16 protein-coding genes are annotated in these 16,919 nt (G+C 69.4%); 11 read left to right on the forward strand and 5 right to left on the reverse strand.

Annotation, left to right across the window (positions count from 1 at the left end; translation table 11 throughout):
- Window positions 1-44: 44 nt before the first annotated feature.
- Both ACFC06_RS10100 and ACFC06_RS10105 read left to right on the forward strand, forming a co-directional pair.
- A complete protein-coding gene (locus ACFC06_RS10100; protein ID WP_375929424.1) occupies window positions 45-1,139 on the forward strand; it encodes an ABC transporter substrate-binding protein in 1,095 nt (364 codons plus the stop codon).
- A 92-nt stretch (window positions 1,140-1,231) separates the two neighbouring features.
- Window positions 1,232-2,128, forward strand: a complete 897-nt coding sequence (locus ACFC06_RS10105) for a dioxygenase (protein ID WP_375929425.1) — start codon at window positions 1,232-1,234, stop codon at window positions 2,126-2,128.
- A gap of 16 nt (window positions 2,129-2,144) precedes the next feature.
- Here the strand turns inward: ACFC06_RS10105 and ACFC06_RS10110 are convergent, their stop codons facing one another.
- Window positions 2,145-2,714 carry a TetR/AcrR family transcriptional regulator gene (locus tag ACFC06_RS10110; protein ID WP_375929426.1) on the reverse strand — a complete coding sequence of 190 codons (570 nt, stop codon included), beginning with the start codon at window positions 2,712-2,714 and terminating at the stop codon, window positions 2,145-2,147.
- 104 nt (window positions 2,715-2,818) lie between these two features.
- Between ACFC06_RS10110 and ACFC06_RS10115 the strand changes: the two genes are divergently transcribed.
- Together ACFC06_RS10115 and ACFC06_RS10120 are read left to right on the forward strand one after the other, a co-directional pair.
- Complete coding sequence (locus ACFC06_RS10115) at window positions 2,819-3,256, forward strand: hypothetical protein (protein ID WP_375929427.1); 438 nt, start codon at window positions 2,819-2,821, stop codon at window positions 3,254-3,256.
- Window positions 3,257-3,311: 55 nt separating this feature from the next.
- Complete coding sequence (locus ACFC06_RS10120; RefSeq protein ID WP_375929428.1) at window positions 3,312-5,006, forward strand: PQQ-binding-like beta-propeller repeat protein; 1,695 nt, start codon at window positions 3,312-3,314, stop codon at window positions 5,004-5,006.
- 6 nt (window positions 5,007-5,012) lie between these two features.
- Here the strand turns inward: ACFC06_RS10120 and ACFC06_RS10125 are convergent, their stop codons facing one another.
- Complete coding sequence (locus ACFC06_RS10125) at window positions 5,013-6,224, reverse strand: hypothetical protein (protein WP_375929429.1); 1,212 nt, start codon at window positions 6,222-6,224, stop codon at window positions 5,013-5,015.
- 73 nt (window positions 6,225-6,297) lie between these two features.
- Here ACFC06_RS10125 and ACFC06_RS10130 point away from each other — a divergent pair, with 73 nt between their 5' ends.
- Window positions 6,298-7,107, forward strand: a complete 810-nt coding sequence (locus tag ACFC06_RS10130) for a glycosyltransferase family A protein (RefSeq protein ID WP_375929430.1) — start codon at window positions 6,298-6,300, stop codon at window positions 7,105-7,107.
- Here ACFC06_RS10130 and ACFC06_RS10135 read toward each other — a convergent pair.
- On the reverse strand, window positions 7,092-7,760 hold the full coding sequence (locus ACFC06_RS10135; protein WP_375929431.1) for a TetR/AcrR family transcriptional regulator: 669 nt from the start codon (window positions 7,758-7,760) through the stop codon (window positions 7,092-7,094). The two genes, ACFC06_RS10130 and ACFC06_RS10135, sit on opposite strands and share 16 nt — an antisense overlap.
- 95 nt (window positions 7,761-7,855) lie before the next feature.
- On the opposite strand from ACFC06_RS10135, the gene ACFC06_RS10140 reads away from it, so the two are divergent.
- On the forward strand, window positions 7,856-9,133 hold the full coding sequence (locus ACFC06_RS10140; protein ID WP_375929432.1) for a lipase family protein: 1,278 nt from the start codon (window positions 7,856-7,858) through the stop codon (window positions 9,131-9,133).
- 34 nt (window positions 9,134-9,167) lie between these two features.
- A complete protein-coding gene (locus tag ACFC06_RS10145; protein ID WP_375929433.1) occupies window positions 9,168-10,748 on the forward strand; it encodes an AMP-binding protein in 1,581 nt (526 codons plus the stop codon).
- 27 nt (window positions 10,749-10,775) lie between these two features.
- On the opposite strand, the gene ACFC06_RS10150 is transcribed toward ACFC06_RS10145, so the two are convergent.
- Together ACFC06_RS10150 and nrdF are read right to left on the reverse strand one after the other, a co-directional pair.
- Window positions 10,776-11,402: a DUF4203 domain-containing protein gene (locus ACFC06_RS10150; protein ID WP_375929434.1), complete on the reverse strand. Its 627-nt coding sequence runs from the start codon at window positions 11,400-11,402 to the stop codon at window positions 10,776-10,778.
- Window positions 11,403-11,527: 125 nt separating this feature from the next.
- Window positions 11,528-12,490 (reverse strand): class 1b ribonucleoside-diphosphate reductase subunit beta, encoded by a 963-nt coding sequence (gene nrdF / locus ACFC06_RS10155; RefSeq protein ID WP_336081199.1) that lies wholly within the window; start codon window positions 12,488-12,490, stop codon window positions 11,528-11,530.
- A gap of 362 nt (window positions 12,491-12,852) precedes the next feature.
- Here nrdF and ACFC06_RS10160 point away from each other — a divergent pair, with 362 nt between their 5' ends.
- The 4 genes from ACFC06_RS10160 (at window position 12,853) to ACFC06_RS10175 (ending at window position 16,913) form a co-directional block, all read left to right on the forward strand.
- The gene (locus tag ACFC06_RS10160) at window positions 12,853-13,809 is read left to right on the forward strand and encodes a hypothetical protein (protein WP_375929435.1); all 957 of its coding nucleotides are present in this window, start codon (window positions 12,853-12,855) and stop codon (window positions 13,807-13,809) included.
- Between the two features lie 245 nt (window positions 13,810-14,054).
- Window positions 14,055-14,771 carry a hypothetical protein gene (locus ACFC06_RS10165; RefSeq protein ID WP_375929436.1) on the forward strand — a complete coding sequence of 239 codons (717 nt, stop codon included), beginning with the start codon at window positions 14,055-14,057 and terminating at the stop codon, window positions 14,769-14,771.
- Between the two features lie 14 nt (window positions 14,772-14,785).
- Window positions 14,786-15,805, forward strand: a complete 1,020-nt coding sequence (locus ACFC06_RS10170) for a hypothetical protein (protein WP_375929437.1) — start codon at window positions 14,786-14,788, stop codon at window positions 15,803-15,805.
- Window positions 15,806-15,944: 139 nt separating this feature from the next.
- Window positions 15,945-16,913 carry a peptidase gene (locus ACFC06_RS10175; protein WP_375929438.1) on the forward strand — a complete coding sequence of 323 codons (969 nt, stop codon included), beginning with the start codon at window positions 15,945-15,947 and terminating at the stop codon, window positions 16,911-16,913.
- Window positions 16,914-16,919: the final 6 nt, after the last annotated feature.

Consider the following 16,919-nt stretch of genomic DNA (forward strand, 5'->3'; position numbering starts at 1 on the left):
GCCCCCGGCGAGCAGCACGGGAGCCACGCAGTACCCTCGTGCGCATGCCGGTGAGCGCCCGAGAACGCACCCGATTCCGTCGCACCGCCGAGCGGGCCGGTCGTGCCCGCTCGCGCGGCATCGCCGTCGGCGCCGCGCTGCTGTGCGCCGTCGCGCTCACCGCGGGCTGCGCGGACAAGACCGACGACGCCAGCACCATCATCCGCACCACCACCAATATCGCCGGAGCCGGTGTGGTCGGCGCCGACCGCGACACCGCCACCGCCTGCCCGCTGCCCAGCGCCCCCGATGCCGGGCCGGGCACGACCCGCGCGGTGACCCACACCGCCGGTGTCTCCCAGGTGCCCGCCGACCCGCAGCGCATCGTCGTGCTCACGAGTTCCGCACTCGACGCCGCCTGCGCGCTGGGCCTGTGGGAACGCGTCGCGGGCGCGGTCACCCTCGAGGGCGACCGCCCGCAGCCGATGTATCTGGGCTACGGCGTGCTCGAGGTGCCCAGCGTCGGCCCGATCGGTCAGCCCGATCCCGCGCGCATCGCCGAACTGAAGCCCGACCTCATCCTCGGTGACATCGCCCCCGCCGCAGGCGGTTACGAGGCGCTGCGCGCCATCGCCCCCACCGTGCTCATCGGCCAGGGCGGCAGCTGGCAGTCCGATTTCACCGCCTACGCGGCCGGCATGGGCCGCCGCGACGCCGCCGCCACCGCCCTGCGCGACTACCTCACCGAGGCCCACGACCTCGGCCCCGCCCTCAACGCGAGCCAGTCGCAGGCCTCGGTGCTGCGCTTCACCGCCGACACCACCCAGGTGCAGGGCAGCGAGACCTTCGCCGCCCAGGTCCTCGCCGATGTCGGCGTGCAGCGCCCCACCGCCCAGCGCGGCCAGTCCTACGACATCACCGCCGACGAGCTGGCCACCAAGGCCGAGGGCGATGTCGTCTACGTGATGTTCGACGGCGAGCAGGGCGAGGAGCACGGCAAGCAGGTGTTGCGCTCCACCGAGTTCGAGGAGCTCGGCGCCGCCACCGACCGCCGCGTCTTCGCCGTCGACGACAAGATCTGGCACACCACCGGCCTCACCGCCGCCCGCGCCGTCCTCACCGACCTGCGCAACAGCCTCAACGGCTACGTCACCGACTGAGCGCTCCCAGCAACCTCCCAGCACGTCCCCAGCCTCGGCGCAGACCCCGCTCCTACCGTCGTCCTCGACACCGGAGAAGCGGAGGAGACGCGATGCACGAGCACGACCTCGGATTGGGCCACGACCTGCGGGTGATGTCACGCAGACGGATGCTGAGCGCGCTCGGCCTCGCCGGCGTTGCGGCCGCGGCGGCGGCCTGCGCGAGCGATTCCGGCAGCACCACCGCCACGTCCACCCCGGCCACCCTGCCCGCCGCCGCACCGGGCGAGACGGCCGGACCGTATCCCGGCGACGGCTCCAACGGACCCAATGTGCTCGTCGAATCGGGTGTGGTCCGCTCCGATATCACCGGCAGCTTCGGCGCGTATTCCGGGACCGCACAGGGTGTTCCGATGACTCTCACGCTGCACCTCGTCGACCTGACGACGAGCGCGGCGGGCGCGGGCATGGCCGTCTACGTCTGGCACTGCGACCGCGAGGGCCGGTACTCGCTCTACAGCGAGGGCGTCACCGAGCAGAACTACCTGCGCGGTGTCCAGGTCGCCGACGGCAACGGCACCGTCGAGTTCACCTCGATCTTCCCCGCCTGCTACACCGGCCGCTGGCCGCACATCCACTTCGAGGTCTACGACTCGCTGGCCACGGCCGTCGCCGGTGACAATGCCCGCCTCACCTCCCAGATCGCCCTCCCCCAGGACGCCTGCGAGACCGTCTTCGCCGCCGACTCCGGCTATGCCGCCAGCACCAGCAACATGTCCGGGGTGACGTTGGCCTCGGACAATGTCTTCGGTGACGGGTGGGACGCCGAGCTCGCCACCGTCAGCGGGACACCTGCCACCGGCATGGCGGTATCGCTCACGATCGGTGTGGCCGACAAGTCCCAGAACACCCAGTCCTCTCCCGGCGGTCAGCCCCCGGGCGGGATGGGCGGTCAGCCCCCGGGCGGCCAAGGCGGAGAGCCGCCCAGCGGCGGTCGTCCGCCCCGATAGCCCGTCATCGGGCTGCTCAGTCGAACTGCACCGTCGCCAGCATCGCCCGCGCCAGCTGTTCGGGATCGGCCGAGGACGCCAGCTCCGACCCTTCGAGGGCCCCCTCCCGCCACAGCGTCGCGAACCCGTGCACCAGCGACCAGGCCGCGAGCCGGGTGGAGCGCTGGCGGTCGGGCGCCTGCCCAGCCCGCATCCCGGCGATCCCCGACCGCAGTGCCGCACCGGACCGCTCGCGGGCGGCGAGCAGGTCGGGATCGTCGGCTCGTAGCACCTCGCGCCGGTACATCACGTCGAAGCGCCCCGGCTGGGCGAGCGCGAACCGGATGTAGGCCACTGCCACCTCGCGCATGTCCTCCCCCGCCGCCGCCAATTCCGTTGCCAGCAGGTCGAATCCCTCGATGGCCAGCGCGGTGAACAGTCCCGCGCGGTCCCCGAAATGGTGCGCGGGCGCCGCGTGTGAGACCCCCGCCCGCCGGGCCAGTGCCCGCAGCGACACCGCCTCCACGCCTTCCGCCGCGATCTGCTCGGCCGCCGAGTCGAGCAGCGCCGCCCGCAGATCCCCGTGGTGATACCCGTCCTTGGCCATCCCTAGATCCTGACCGACGAACTTGCCATTGACAAGTTCCCGCGATGGTGTCAATCTTTCCAGTGTCAAGATTGACACCGCCTCGCCCGCTTCAGGAGCTCTACATGGCCCCCTTCGTCGTCCTCACCACCGTCACCCTGCTGGCCCGCCTGCTCGGCTGGATCACCGCGCTGACCTGGCTCGATTCCTGGCCACACGCCATCGCCCTCGGCCTGGCGGCCATGTTCGCCCTCACCGCGGGCGCCCACTTCCAGCAGCCTCGCCGGGACGCCCTGATCGCGATGGTCCCGCCCCGCCTGCCCAATGCCCCCGCACTGGTCACCCTCACCGGATTCCTCGAACTGGCAGGCGCGATCGGCCTGCTCATCCCCGCCACGGCCCAGCTCGCCGCCGCCTGCCTGTTCGTCCTGCTGCTGGTGATGTTCCCCGCCAATATCCGAGCCGCCCGTGCCGACCTGGGCATCACCACCATGCCGCTCCCCGCCCGCACCGCCCTCCAGGGCGTCTTCCTCGCGGCGTGCGCGGTGGTGGTCCTCGCCTGACCCGAGTCCGCGAGGCCCGCTATCCTCGGGTCCGCAGCTTCATGGGGGAGGGTCGATGACCGACAGCAGCACGTCTTTGCCACGGCGCCCGGACTATTCGCGACCGGTGTCGGCCGCGGCGGTCCTCGGCGTCATCCTGCTCGTCGGCGGTGTACTGCTCGGGCTCTACAGCCTGTTCATCGCCGCCGACAGCCGCGTCGACGTCTCGGCAGACGTCGTCACCGATCTCTCCACCGATCTCGGCCTGCTCGCGGTAGGGCTCGGCATCGCCTCCCTGCTCGTGCTGGCGAGTGCCCTGCGCTGGGCACGGACATTGCAGGCCAAGGGAATCGGGAATGTGCCGAGCGCGGCGATGCACGTGATCGTGGTCATCGGATTCCTCGCCGTCTGGCGGCTGCACATCCCGTCCACTGTCGAGACGACCTTCGAGCACTACGCGGCCTTCCCGAAGCTGCCGATGTCGGTCGCCGCCTGGGCGCTCGTGGTGGTGGGAACGCTGCTCGTCCTCGGCGCGGCGATCTCACCGCCCCTCTACGGCGCTCTCCCGAAGCGCACCGGCGCGATCATGGCCGCGATCGGTGTCCTCGCCTGTGTGGCCGCCACGGGTGCCGCCGTGTGGGCGGGTGACGACAGCCGGTTCTTCGATCACCGCACAGTCGCCGACGCCCCCGCCCCTCCGTCACCGAATCAATTGGGCCAGGAACGATTCCGGCTGATGCTGCCGCGAAACACCACTGTGGTAGCCGGTGGCCACGGTTTCCTGGTCGCCACTCCCACCGGCATCACCGCCCACGACGGCACCACCGGAGCACCACGCTGGCACTACCAGCGCCCCACCGCGACGAAACGGGGCGTCCACCTCGATATCGAGTCCCTGTTCTCAATTACTGCGGAGAACACCGTGGTCACCTACTGGAACCGACTGGGATGGATCGCCTTCGACGCCACCACCGGCGAAATACTCTGGACCGACTCGGATTTCACTTCGGATAGCGAATCCGGACCCAGTACGCTCCGCGGCGACGAGAAGCACACCGTGCTCGCGCGCGCCGAGGACGGCGACTTCCGCCGCTACGACGCTCGCACAGGCAACCGCATGTGGTCCGCCCCACCGATTCCCGACCGGTGCAGATCGGACAAGTCGCAGATCGCGGTCACCTCACTCGCCGTGTACCAGGTGATGGTCTGCCGCGACACGATCGGCCCAGCGACCACCGTGCGCACTCTCGACGCGGCGACCGGGGCGATCACCACCGAACGCGCCTTCCCGACCCCGGAACCGAACCGCCCACCGACGATTTCCGTCGTCGACGACGTCGTCTCCCTCGACTGGAACTACCGCACAACCGACCTGCGCCACCTCCACTTCGTCAGCCCCGCTCACCTCGTCACGGCCGAGATCACCACTCCGGTCGACGTTCTCGTCGCCGACCGGACCACAGTCCTGACCAGCACCAGGTTCGACGAAACCACCGCCTCGGACCGCGCCGACTTCACCCGCTCACGCACCCTGCCCTTGACTCTCGACAGCCTGTCCCCGCTGAGCTACCAGCACCTACTCCTCGACGACGAACTGATCTCGATCGCCTACGGACTGAAGACCTGGCAACGCCCAGAACTCAACGAGACGACCCCGGCACCGCTCACAGGTTGCGATCCGGCCGGCCTCGTCTCCGCCCCGGGCACCACCCTCGTCTTCTGTTCCACCCAAACTCACAAATGGCAGCTCATCGGCTTCACACCCCACTGACCCCGCTCACTGCGACCGCCGCGACAACCGATGCACGATCGTCCACGTCCCACCCACCACCAGCAACGCGAACAACAGCAATCCCCCACCGAACGCCGCGAGAATCCACAACCGATCACCCAGTGAGAGCGACCCGTTCAGGCTGATATTGAGCGAGCCGACAGCGAAGGCGATGATCGCCGCGAAAATCGACACCCCCTCGATCACCTTCACCACCGAACCCCGCACGGTCTCGGCCAGTTTCGCGATCTCGGCCTCGGTCCGTTCGGCACTCTCCCGCGCCGCCGCCGCCTGCCGGGCATTGACCCGCGCCACCTCGATGGCCTCCCGCCGCGCGCGATACTGCTCCTGCAGCAGCTCATGACTCACCCGGCCACCGATGGCGGGCAGCAACCGCACCGCCGTATCGATGCTCACCAGCGCCGCGTCGTGCTCACCACACCACCACTGCCCGGTCGCCAGCCGGAAGTGCAGGATGTGACTGCCGGGATAGGCCGTGACCGCCTCCCCCGCGCGATCCCGCAGCAGTTCGTTCCTGCCGTCGAACTCCACGCTGTAGGCGAGCCCGTTCAGCGCGACATCCACGGCGGCGTAGGTCCGGTCGGTATCGCTCCACACCCGATCGAACAGCTCCCGCGCGTATTCCCCGGTGGCGCGCCGACTACCGAAGGCGGCGAAGGCTCGCAGGGCGGTGAACAGCACCGATTCCCGATGCGGCCCGGCCGCCATGGCCAACGGTGAGGCGTCGAGGAACTGCGCGAGTTCATCGAAATAGAAGTCGGCCCGCAACTTCCCGGCGTGATACAGCGTCGCGAAATACGCCTTGTTGCAACCACTGTCGTCGGCGGCGACGATGTCCCCGGTGGCGTCGGCGATCTCCCCGGCGGACTCCACCGAATCGCGCGTGATGAACGCGTACCCCAGCGCCCACTTCTCCCGGATCGGCTCGTGCACCGCCGCCGCCACATGCTCGGCCATCCAGCCCGCGCACAACACGGCGGTCTGCAGGGTCGGCTCGGCCCGGAACCGATGATTCCAGTACCGATCGGCGCAGATCAGATGCGGATCACTGTCGAAATCCGCCGAGTCCACATCGAACTGCGGCTCCACCTGCTGCGCCAGGTATTGCAGCGCGATCTGCTCACAATCGCGTTCCAGCACACGCGAATTCGCGGCGACCAGCCCGCTCAACGTCGACTCGATCAGCGCGTGATCCATGAACGTCCCCTGCCTGCCGCCACACCCGAATGATCAATGTCACTACCTACCACAGGGTTCCGCGTGAGTCGACATGGCAGAGTGTCGGTTCGTGGAGATCGCGGTGCTCACGGCGGTACACGCCGGGTACGCCCGCTACCTACCCGCCGCGTGGCGGTCGCTGTGCGCGCAGACCCACACCGACTGGTCGTGGTTCGTCCAGGTCGACGGCCCTCGCACCCCGGAGATCCCCGCCGCGCTCATCGGCTGCGGCGCGACCGACGACCCTCGCCTGCGCCTGGCGTTCAACGGCACCAGAGAAGGCCCGGGGATCACCCGCAATGTCGCGCTCGGCCGGATCACCGCCCCGCTGATCCAGAATCTCGACGCCGACGACGAATTGGAGCCGACCGCGCTCGCCGACCTGTCGGCCGCGCTCGCCTCCGAACCCACCGCCGGATTCGCCGTCGGCCCCGCCCGTGACCTCCTCGGCTCCGGCGAACTACGCCCCTTCCCCCACGACCCCACCCCCGGCCTCCTCGAGCGCGGCGCCCTGCTCGACGCCTGGATCACCACCCCGGACACCTACCGCCTCCCGGTCCACCCCGCCGGCATCCTGTGGCGCCGCGACCTCCTGCTCACCGCGGGCGGCTGGGCAGCCCTGCGCGGCATGGAGGACACCGCCCTCGTGATGTCCGCCTCAGCTCTCGCCCCTGGCATCGTCATCGACACCCCTACCCTGCGCTATCGCAAGCACCACCTCCAGCACTCCACCAGACCCTCGATCTTCGAGGGGGGGGGGGGAGCAAATATCTCTCGTTCGCGCGCGGGCGGCAGCACTGCTCGCCGGTCCCGGGTGGCTGACACCGGCGCCTTGACACCAGTCGTTCAGGACGGCGGGTAGGCGGCGGACAGACCCCGGTTGACGATGTCGGCGAACACTGTCAGATCTCGGATGAGGGTGTCGATGTCGCCCGCGACGCCCGCGTCGGTGTGGAGCCAGTCGGCGACGGTGTCGAAGAGGCCGCCGATGGTGGAGACGGCTATGGGGTAGAGGTGGGGGATGTCGCCGGGGGGAACGAATCCTTGCGTGCGCCAGAGGGATTCGAGGAATTGGGCGGCCCAGCGGCGGTTGGTGCGACGTTGCTGTTCGACCTTGGCGGAGATGCCGCTGGCTTCGCCGAAGGTCACCTTGGCGACGCGGGGATCGTCGACGAGGGAGTGGGCGAAGGCGCCGATGACGGCGGCCACCACGGCGTCGCGATCCCCGGTGACCTCGGCCAGCGCGGCGGCGACCATGCCCTGAGCGCGTTCGCTCTGCTGCTGGAGCAGGGCCAGATAGCAGGCTTCCTTGCTCTCGAACAGCTCGTAGAACGCCTTGTTGCCGACGAAGGCGGTCTGGCAGATCTGCTCGATCGCGGTGTTGACATAGCCATCGGCGGCGATCAGTTCGAAGGCGGCCGCCAGGATCTGCTCGCGACGGCGTGCGCGCCGCTGCTCGGCGTCCAATCCCTGGATGCGCCGGGGGCGGACGGGGCTCTTGTCGGTGGACGTCACGCAGCTCAGCCTACCGATCACCCAAAAAGAACAAGGACTCTTGTTCTCAACAAGACACCGTGCTGTAATCGGGATCACCTACCGAAGGAGACGCCATGCAGCGCAGCACGGCCACCACCGGAGCGCGCCGGTTCGCGCGCACCCTCCCCCTGCTGGCGACCGTCGTGATGCTGGCCGCGCCCGCCGCGGCCGAGGACTTCCAGCTCCCACCGCTGCCCGACGAGGCGCAGGTGTATCCCGCCGTCGTCCCGATCCCCACGCCCCAGCACGACCCCTGGTACGCCGACCCCGACGACTTCGCCGCCTACGCCGCCGGTGACGTGATCCGCAGCCGCATCGTGCAGACCTACGCGCTCGGCATCCCGGTCCCGGTGCACACCACCCAGCTCCTGCTGCGCAGCACCGACACCCACGGCACCCCGATCGCCACCGCCACCACCGTGCTCATGCCGGGCATCCCGTGGCTGGGTCCCGGTGCGCGCCCGCTGATCTCGTACCAGGAGGCGATCGACAGCCTCGGCCAGCAGTGCAATCCGTCGTACACGCTGCGCGCGGGCATCCAGAAGGAGGTCGCGCTGATCGGCCAGTTCCTCGCGGCCGGTGCGGCGGTGGTGGTCACCGATTTCGACGGCAAGGACAACACCATCATGTCGCCGAGCGAGGGCCGGATGGTGCTCGACGGCATCCGCGCGGCCAAGCGGGCCGGGCTCGGGCTGGAGGCGTCGCCGGTGGGCCTGTGGGGCTATTCCGGTGGTGGCAATTCCTCGGCGTCGGCGGCCGAACAGCGACAGCACTACGCGCCCGAGCTCGAGATCCGGGGCAGCGCGCAGGGCGGCATCCCCGGTGACAAGGTGGCGATCGCGCCGTTCGCCATCTCCGGGCAGCAGCCGCAGGCCAATTTCACCGGCTGGCTGGCGATTCTCGGCCTGGCCCGCGAATACCCGGACTTCGACCGCGCACTCCAGCGGTATCTGACACCGGAGGGCAAGCAGGTCGCCGCCGACCTGCGCGAACGCTGCCTCTACACCACCGTCGCCACCGCGTTCCTGCGCCCGGTCACCGACTATCTCACCGACCCCGAGGCGGCCCTCGCGGCGGCCCGGCCGGGTCTGGCGGCGGCGAGTTTCGGCCGCCCGGAGAACACCCCGGACATCCCGCTGCTCATGTGGCATTCCACCACCGACCAGCTGCTGCCCGCCGAACTGGCGATCGACGACATCGTGGCGGGCTACTGCGCGCGCGGGGTGAACCTGCGGATGTTCCGGGTGCCGATGTCGGAGCACATCAGCGCCGAGATCGTGCCCGAGCTGGGCACGGTGGCCTGGCTGCTCGCGGTGACCGCCGGAGCGGACCCGGGGCCGCGGGTATGCTGACCGGCTCCTCCCCTGCGCCCCAGGGTACTTCGCGATGAGCGCGGCACATCGGCTCCGCGCGGCGCGCACCGCCGCGCGTCAGCTCACCGTCATGCAGCGCGCCGGGCTGATCGACCTGCGTCGCCCGGCACAGACCCTGCGCACCGCACGCACGATGCGCACACTGGGCCCGATCGCCGGCGGCATCCGCACTTCGGCACGAAGGGTCCCGCACCGGATCGCACTCGTCGACGGCGACACCCGGCTCAGCTATCGCCGGCTCGACCAGCGCACCGACGCCCTCGCCGCGCGGTGGCACGCCGACGGCCTGCGCGCCGGGGACACCCTCGGCGTGCTGGCTCCCGACGGTCTGCGCCTGGTCGAAACCATGGCCGCCGCGGCCAAACTCGGCTGCCGGCTGGTGCTGCTCAACACCGGCTTCGGCGCGGCACAGTTGCGTGAGGTACTGGTCCGCGAGCAGGTGGACGCGCTCGTCCTCGACCCGAGCCTCTCCATCCACGCGGCCGAGGTTCCCGACGGGGTCACCGTGCTCGACTGCGACGCCTCCTCCGCCGAACGATCCGGCACCACAGCACGACTCGCCGATCCCGCCGAACAGGGCGGCTTCGTCCTGCTGACCGGCGGCACCACCGGAACGCCGAAGGGCGCACCGCGTCACGTCGAATCTCCCTTGGCGGGTGCGCAATTCGTCGACCGGGTGCCATTGCGCCGCGGTCAGACGGTCCTGCTGTGCGCTCCCCTGTTCCACGGCACCGCACTGTCCCAGTTCATCCTCGCCCTGAATCTCGGGTCGACCGTCGTCCTGCACGGCAGATTCGACGCGGCCCGCGCACTGGCCCAGCTGGCCGAGCAGCACGCCGACATGGTCGTGCTCGTGCCCACCATGCTGCGCCGCATCCTCGATCTGGGACCCGAAGCCCTGGCCGCCGCCGACACCACCGCCCTGCGCATCGTGTTCACGGCGGGCGCCGCCCTGCCCTCGGCGCTGGGCACCCGGGCGATCGAGACGTTCGGCCCGGTCCTCTACAACTTCTACGGCTGCACCGAGACCGGCACCGCCACCATCGCGACTCCCGCGGACTGGGCCGCCGCGCCGGGCACGGTCGGCAAGGCGCCGATCGGCATCACCGTCGCCCTCTACGCCGAGGACGGCACCCGGATCAGCGAACCCGGCGTGGTCGGCACGGTCCACGTCGGCAACAGCATCGCCTTCCACGGCTACTCCGGCGGCGGGTCCAAACAGGTGCGCGAGGGCCTGATGAGCACCGGCGATCTCGGCCATTTCGACTCCGCCGGAAGGCTGTTCATCGACGGCCGCGACGACGACATGATCGTCTCCGGCGGCGAGAACGTCTTCCCCGGCGAGGTGGAGGACCTGCTCCACCGGCACCCGGCCGTCACCGAGGCCGCGGTGATCGGCATCCCCGACGAGGAGTTCGGGCAGCGGCTGGCGGCCTTCGTCGTGGCCACCGATCTCGACGCCGCGGCGGTGCGCGACTACGTGAAGACCCATCTGGCCCGGTTCAAGGCCCCGCGCGAGGTGATCTTCGTCGACGACCTGCCCCGCACCCCGACCGGGAAGATCGACCGGCGCGGGCTGGCGGCGCTGCGGTGAGACGGCGGCGGCGAGGGGTCGCCGCCGTCAGCCGTTGGGCCAGCCGCCGTTGCGGCGCGAGGGGTCCTCGCGCTCGTCGTCGCCGACCAGGTGCTCGATGCCCAGCTTCTCGGCGAACAGGTGCCGCTGGGTGATCCAGCCCGCCGCCGACAGCGCGATCCAGGCCAGGGTCGAACCGATCTGCTGCCAGCCGTTCTCCGGGTGGCGCAGGAACTCCAGCGAATCGCTCATCCGGCCGACGCCGCTGAGCACCATGCTCGCGCCACCGATCGAGGTGAGCCACAGCAGCGCCCGCGCCCGGAACTTCTCGGCCAGGAACGCACCGGCGACGGCGATCGCCAGGATCACGATCAGGCTCATCGCGACATTGCGGGTGTCCCCGGGTTGCAGCACGGTCGCCAGCTTCGCGCCGACCATGGCGCCGGTGAGCCCGCCGATGAAGTAGGAGGCGAACCGGAAGACCAGCGAGGTCACCACCCACGACGACACCGCGCCGATCAACCCGATCAGCAACAGCCAGGCGAACGAGGCGTTGAACAGATCGGCGATCATCCAGCCGAGCCCGAAGCCGACGGCGATCACCCCGAGGTGCACCGAGCGGATCCCGTAGAAGCACAGCAACGCGCCGACCAGCGCTACGACCAGACCGTTCATCGTCCACTCCCGTCAGCCACACGGAAACCGCTATCTCACAGTAAACCGCCGCACGGGCCCTGCCCAGACACAAAACGCCGTCACACCGGGAGCGATGTGACGGCGTTCGTCGTGGTGCTACGCGCTCAGAACTCCCAGTCCTCGTCCTCGGTGTTGACCGCCTTGCCGATGACATAGCTGGAACCCGAGCCGGAGAAGAAGTCGTGGTTCTCGTCGGCATTGGGCGACAGGGCCGACAGGATCGCCGGGTTCACCTCGCACTCGTCCTTCGGGAACAGGCCCTCGTAGCCGAGGTTCATCAGCGCCTTGTTGGCGTTGTAGCGCAGGAACTTCTTGACGTCCTCGGTGAGGCCGACCTCGTCGTAGAGGTCCTGGGTGTAGTCGACCTCGTTGTCGTAGAGCTCGAAGAGCAGCTCGAAGGTGTAGTTCTTGAGCTCGTCGCGCTCGGCCTGGGAGACCAGCTCGAGGCCCTTCTGGTACTTGTAGCCGATGTAGTAGCCGTGCACCGCCTCGTCACGGATGATCAGGCGGATCATGTCGGCGGTGTTGGTGAGCTTGGCCCGCGAGGACCAGTGCATCGGCAGGTAGAAGCCGGAGTAGAACAGGAAGCTCTCCAGCAGCGTGGAGGCCACCTTCCGCTTGAGCGGGTCGTCACCGTTGTAGTACGACAGGACGATCTCGGCCTTGCGCTGCAGGTTGCGGTTCTCCTCCGACCAGCGGAACGCCTCGTCGATCTCCTTGGTGGAGCACAGGGTGGAGAAGATGGAGCTGTAGCTCTTGGCGTGCACCGACTCCATGAAGGCGATATTGGTGTACACCGCCTCCTCGTGCGGGGTCAGCGCGTCGGGGATGAGCGAGACCGCGCCCACGGTGCCCTGGATGGTGTCCAGCAGCGTCAGGCCGGTGAAGACCCGCATCGTGAGCTGCTTCTCGTCGGGGGTCAGGGTGTTCCAGGAGGGGATGTCGTTGGACACCGGCACCTTCTCCGGCAGCCAGAAGTTGCCGGTCAGACGATCCCAGACCTCGGCGTCCTTCTCATCGGGCACCCGATTCCAGTTGATGGCATGTACCCGATCGATGAGCTTCATTCCGCCTCCGCACCTTTCCGCCAGACCTGTGACCTCACACCGCCGTCATGTGCGAGGACCTTCACCCTGAACACTACTCGTAGTGGGTGACAACCTCGCGGAACACAACAGCTTGTGTTGCGGCCCGCGAAATCCGCCGTCACCGGCCGGACCCGCGCACCACACACGCGGCCCCTATTGTGCGGTACGCGCGCCGCCGGGTCGTCATCGCATCGCCGTGATCGGTCCCCGATGTCGACCGGACCCGCGCGCACTGTGAACACGACCACCCACCGCCGCGCTTTGCATTCTCCGAAGGCACCCGGCAAACTGCGGCTCGTGCGCCCGTTCCGCTGGGCGAACGAGCCCGAGGGGGGAACATCATGCTTCGTCGACTGGCCGGTGTGGTCGCCGCGGCGGTCTTGCTGACGGGCATCGCGGGGTGCGATGACCCGGAGCCCGCCACCGTCGCGCCGATCGCGTGGGACACCGCGCCGAGCACCGACGAGCAGCGGCTGGCGATTCTGGCGGCCGCCCGCGCCATCGATCCGTGCGCGCTGATTCCGCGGTCGGTTCTCGAGGAGCACGGCACGGTCCTGTCCGTGGCCGCGCGGTCCACCGATTCCTGTGCAGCGGAACTCGATTCGACGGATTTCGGAAAGAAGACGAGCCTGAATTGGTCGATCTTCCTCTCCGCCGAGCCGTTGGAACCGCTCCCCGACAGCGTCGAGAGCCGCCTCGGTGACGCCTCGGTCGTCGCCCAGCGAGATACCCCACCGGACCCGGACGTCCTGACCCACCCGTGTACCGGGCTGGCGCTGTATCCGGCCACGGTCGGTGTCAGCCTGCAGATATCCACACCGGTGGCGGACAAACCGTGCGCCCTGGTCGACCGGGTACTGCCCGGCGCGCTCGACCGGCTCCGCGCCCAGCCCGCCGCCGGCACCTCCCCGGACAATCCCGTCACCCCTCTGACCGGTGCCGATCCGTGTGCGGTCACGTCGCGACTGGGCGTCAGCACACCGGTGGACAAGCAATTCCTGTTCGGGTGTGTCTTCGAGTATCGGGGCACCACCGTCGACCTGCAGTACTCCTACGAGCAGCAGGGCATCCTGACCCAGGGCGAATCGCTGCTGGAAGTCAACGGACACCGCGGCTACGACCTGCGCAGCATCACCGAAAACTACTGGTACGGGGCGATTCTCGGCGCACCCCTGGCATCGGACAGCCCGCCGTCGTCCCTGGGGCCGCGCGTTCCGGTCGTCAAACTGACCGGCCGCGACCCCGCCGTCCTGCGCGAAGTCCTCACCGCCACCGCCGAACTCTTCCCCGCCGCCTGACCAGGAGAACCACTGTGCAACAGCTCCTTACGGCACTCCTCGTCGGCACGGCGCTGACCGGTTGCGCGACGGCTTCCGTACCGGTCACGGTGCCGACCACGGCGACTCCATTGCCGCCGATCGAAGGCACCTATTGGCGGACAGTCCCACAGACCGACGAACAGCGCGCCGATGTAGCGACCAGGTCACGCCTCATCGACGTCTGCGCGCTGATTCCGCGCGCCGAACTCGCTTCTCTCGGCACAGTGCGCACCGTCGACAACGATCAAACCGATTCGTGCCGGGTGGAATTCGCGACACCCGACGGCGGCACGGACGAACTCTCGTGGGCGTCGATGGTTGTCTTCGCCGACGCCCCGCCCCGGGCGGGGACTACCGTGATCGAGCTCGGCGCAGCCGACCTTTCGGTACTACCAGAAGACGCCGACCACAGCGGGACCCCGCGGACCTGCCATGCCACCGCGAAGTTCCCCGCCGGTGCAGCCATCTATCTCCAGACGACCACGCCCGATGGCACCGACGCGTGCGCACGCCTCGAGGTGCTCGCGGGCAATGCGATGCGCCGATGGATGAGCATGCCGCCACAGGGCACGTCACCGGACACGAAACGTACCGTCCTGCACGGCGCCGACCCCTGCGCGGTACGCGCTCGGCTGGACGGCGCCATCCCGCTCGGCACACCGACCATCAAGTCCTGCGGATTCGGCTATCGCGGCGTAGACGTCGTCGTCAGCTACGAGCATCGGGAACGCACGCTGTTGAGCAAGGACGAGCAGACCGTCGACGGCCGCACCGTCCACATTCTCGACACCAGCCTCACCGCCGTGGTGGGTCCGGACCAGCCTCCGGGATCCTCCGGGTTCGGCGGCCCCGTAGTGCCGGTGGTGAATGTCTTCGCTGACAACGCCGATGTCGCCACCGAAGTGATGCGGCATGTCCTCCCCCTCTTCCCCGCCGCCTGACCAGGAGAACCACTGTGCGACAGCTCATCACGATTGCGGCCCGCTCGATGAGCGGCGGGAAGAACGACGGTTCGGCCAGGGGCGGGTCGACGGCGCGACGGGTGGCGTTACTCGCCGCCGGCGCGGTTCTGGCCGCTGCCTGTCAGAGTTCCGGGGCCGCCGACTCGATGCCGACCGGTGGATTCTGGTCGGCCGCACCGAATTCCGATGAGCAGCGGCTGGAGGTGCTGCGCAAGGTGCGGGCGATCGATGTGTGTGCGCTGCTGCCACGGGAGTCGCTCGGTGAGTTCGGGGCGGTGACCGAGGTCGAGAATGTGAGTCCGCAGCAGTGCCGGGCGAACATGGCCGTCGACGGACGGCCGGGCGGGATCGACGTCACTTGGACCACCAACGCCGATTTCTCCGGCAAGTACGACATGGGCGACCGGCCGCTGACCGAACGGGCACTCGGCGACGTCCGGGCGCTGTATGCCGAGGAACCCGCCACCGACCCGACCCTGCGCAGCAGCTGCGACGCGTACGCCCTGTTCGTGTCGGGAGCTTCCCTGATGCTGAGCGTGCGCGCGCCGCAGGACGCGTGCGCGACGGCCGAGTCGCTGCTGCGGATCGCACTGGTGACCTGGCGTGAGGACCCCGCGCAGGGCAGTTCCCCCGACTCCGACCGCACGGTGCTCAGCGGTGCCGACCCGTGCGCGGCCGCGCCGTTGATCGGTACCCACGTGCCGGTGGACCACCAGGGGATCGTGCAGTGCGCGATGACGGTCGACGGCAAGGAGGCGATCGTCAGTTTCGACTACCGCCAGGAGCACTCGCTGCTCGACGAGGTCCCGGCCTTCACCGTGGGTTCCCGGCAGGTCTACCGCTTCGACTCGGCCGTCTCGTCGATCATGTCGCTGACCGCCGCGGTCGGCCCGGCCCTCACCCCCGGAACCAGCGACAAGCTGCTCGGCCCCCGCGTCCCGGTCGTCACCGTGACCGCCGATCCCGCCGTCGCCGAACAGGTCATGCGCGAGACCCTCGCGACGCTGAACTGAGCCGATCCACGCTGACAACGTTCTGGGAACGACCGGACCCGATCGTTTGCGCACAGGTTGCCCACCCGGGCAGACTCGGTGGTCGGGCGCGAGTCCGGGCCGGAGTCTGTCGAGGACAGGGGTGCCGATGTATCGCAGGATGGTGTTGGCCGCTACCGCGTTGCTCGTCTGCGCCGCGTGTGGTGACGACGCGGGCGAGGCGCCCGACTACGGCACGCTGCCGCCGCCACCGTCTCCTGTCATCCCGGCCCAGCCGCCGGAGTTCTGGTCGCACGTGCCGCAGGACGCGGCCCAGCGCGACGAGGTGGCGCAGGCGACGCGTCAGGTCGATGTGTGCGCGGTGTTGCCGCGCGACGAACTCGCCGAACTCGGGGAGGTGAAGAGCGTCACCGTCGGCCTGGATTCGTGCCGGGCGATCATCGGCAGCGACACCTCCGGCGACGGCACCACCCTCACCTGGCACGCGACCCTGCTGCCCGGCCTGCCGCCCGCCGCCAAGGGCGTGCTCTCCCAGATCGGCGACGTGCAGGTGCGCGTGGTCCCCGACCGCGACGCCGGCGAACCCCGCGCCTGTGGCGCGACGGCCCACTTCCCGGCGGGCGCGTCGTTCTATCTCGGCCTGTCCACCCCGCCAGGCACCAACCCGTGCACCGTGGCCGACCAGCTCATGCCCGGGATGATCGACCGCTGGCGCGAGTCGCCCCCGCAGGGCACCTCCCCCGACACGGTGCCCACGGTGCTGCTCGGCGCCGACCCGTGCACCGTCCGGACCAAACTGGCCGACACCGTGCCCGATCCCGAGCAGCGCCTGACCCAGTGCCTGTTCGGCTACCGCGGCGAGAAGATCACGGTCGGCTACGAGTACCGCGTGCCCGAGTACCTGGCCGCCAACAGCACCGAGGAGCACATCGACGGCCGCACCGTGCACCGGTCGGTCTCGGTCTACGACAGCTCCATCCCGATCTACACCGCCGCCGTCGGCCCGGAACTGCCCCCGGAATCCACCGCGTTCGGCAGACGGATCCCGGTGGTCGAGGTGGTGGCCAAGACCGACGACGTCGCCAGGGACGTCATGGCCAGGGCCCTCACCCTGTTCCCCGAGCGCTGAGTTCCC

Origin of the sequence: Nocardia sp. NPDC056064 (assembly GCF_042266925.1) — a bacterium.
Lineage (GTDB): Bacteria > Actinomycetota > Actinomycetes > Mycobacteriales > Mycobacteriaceae > Nocardia.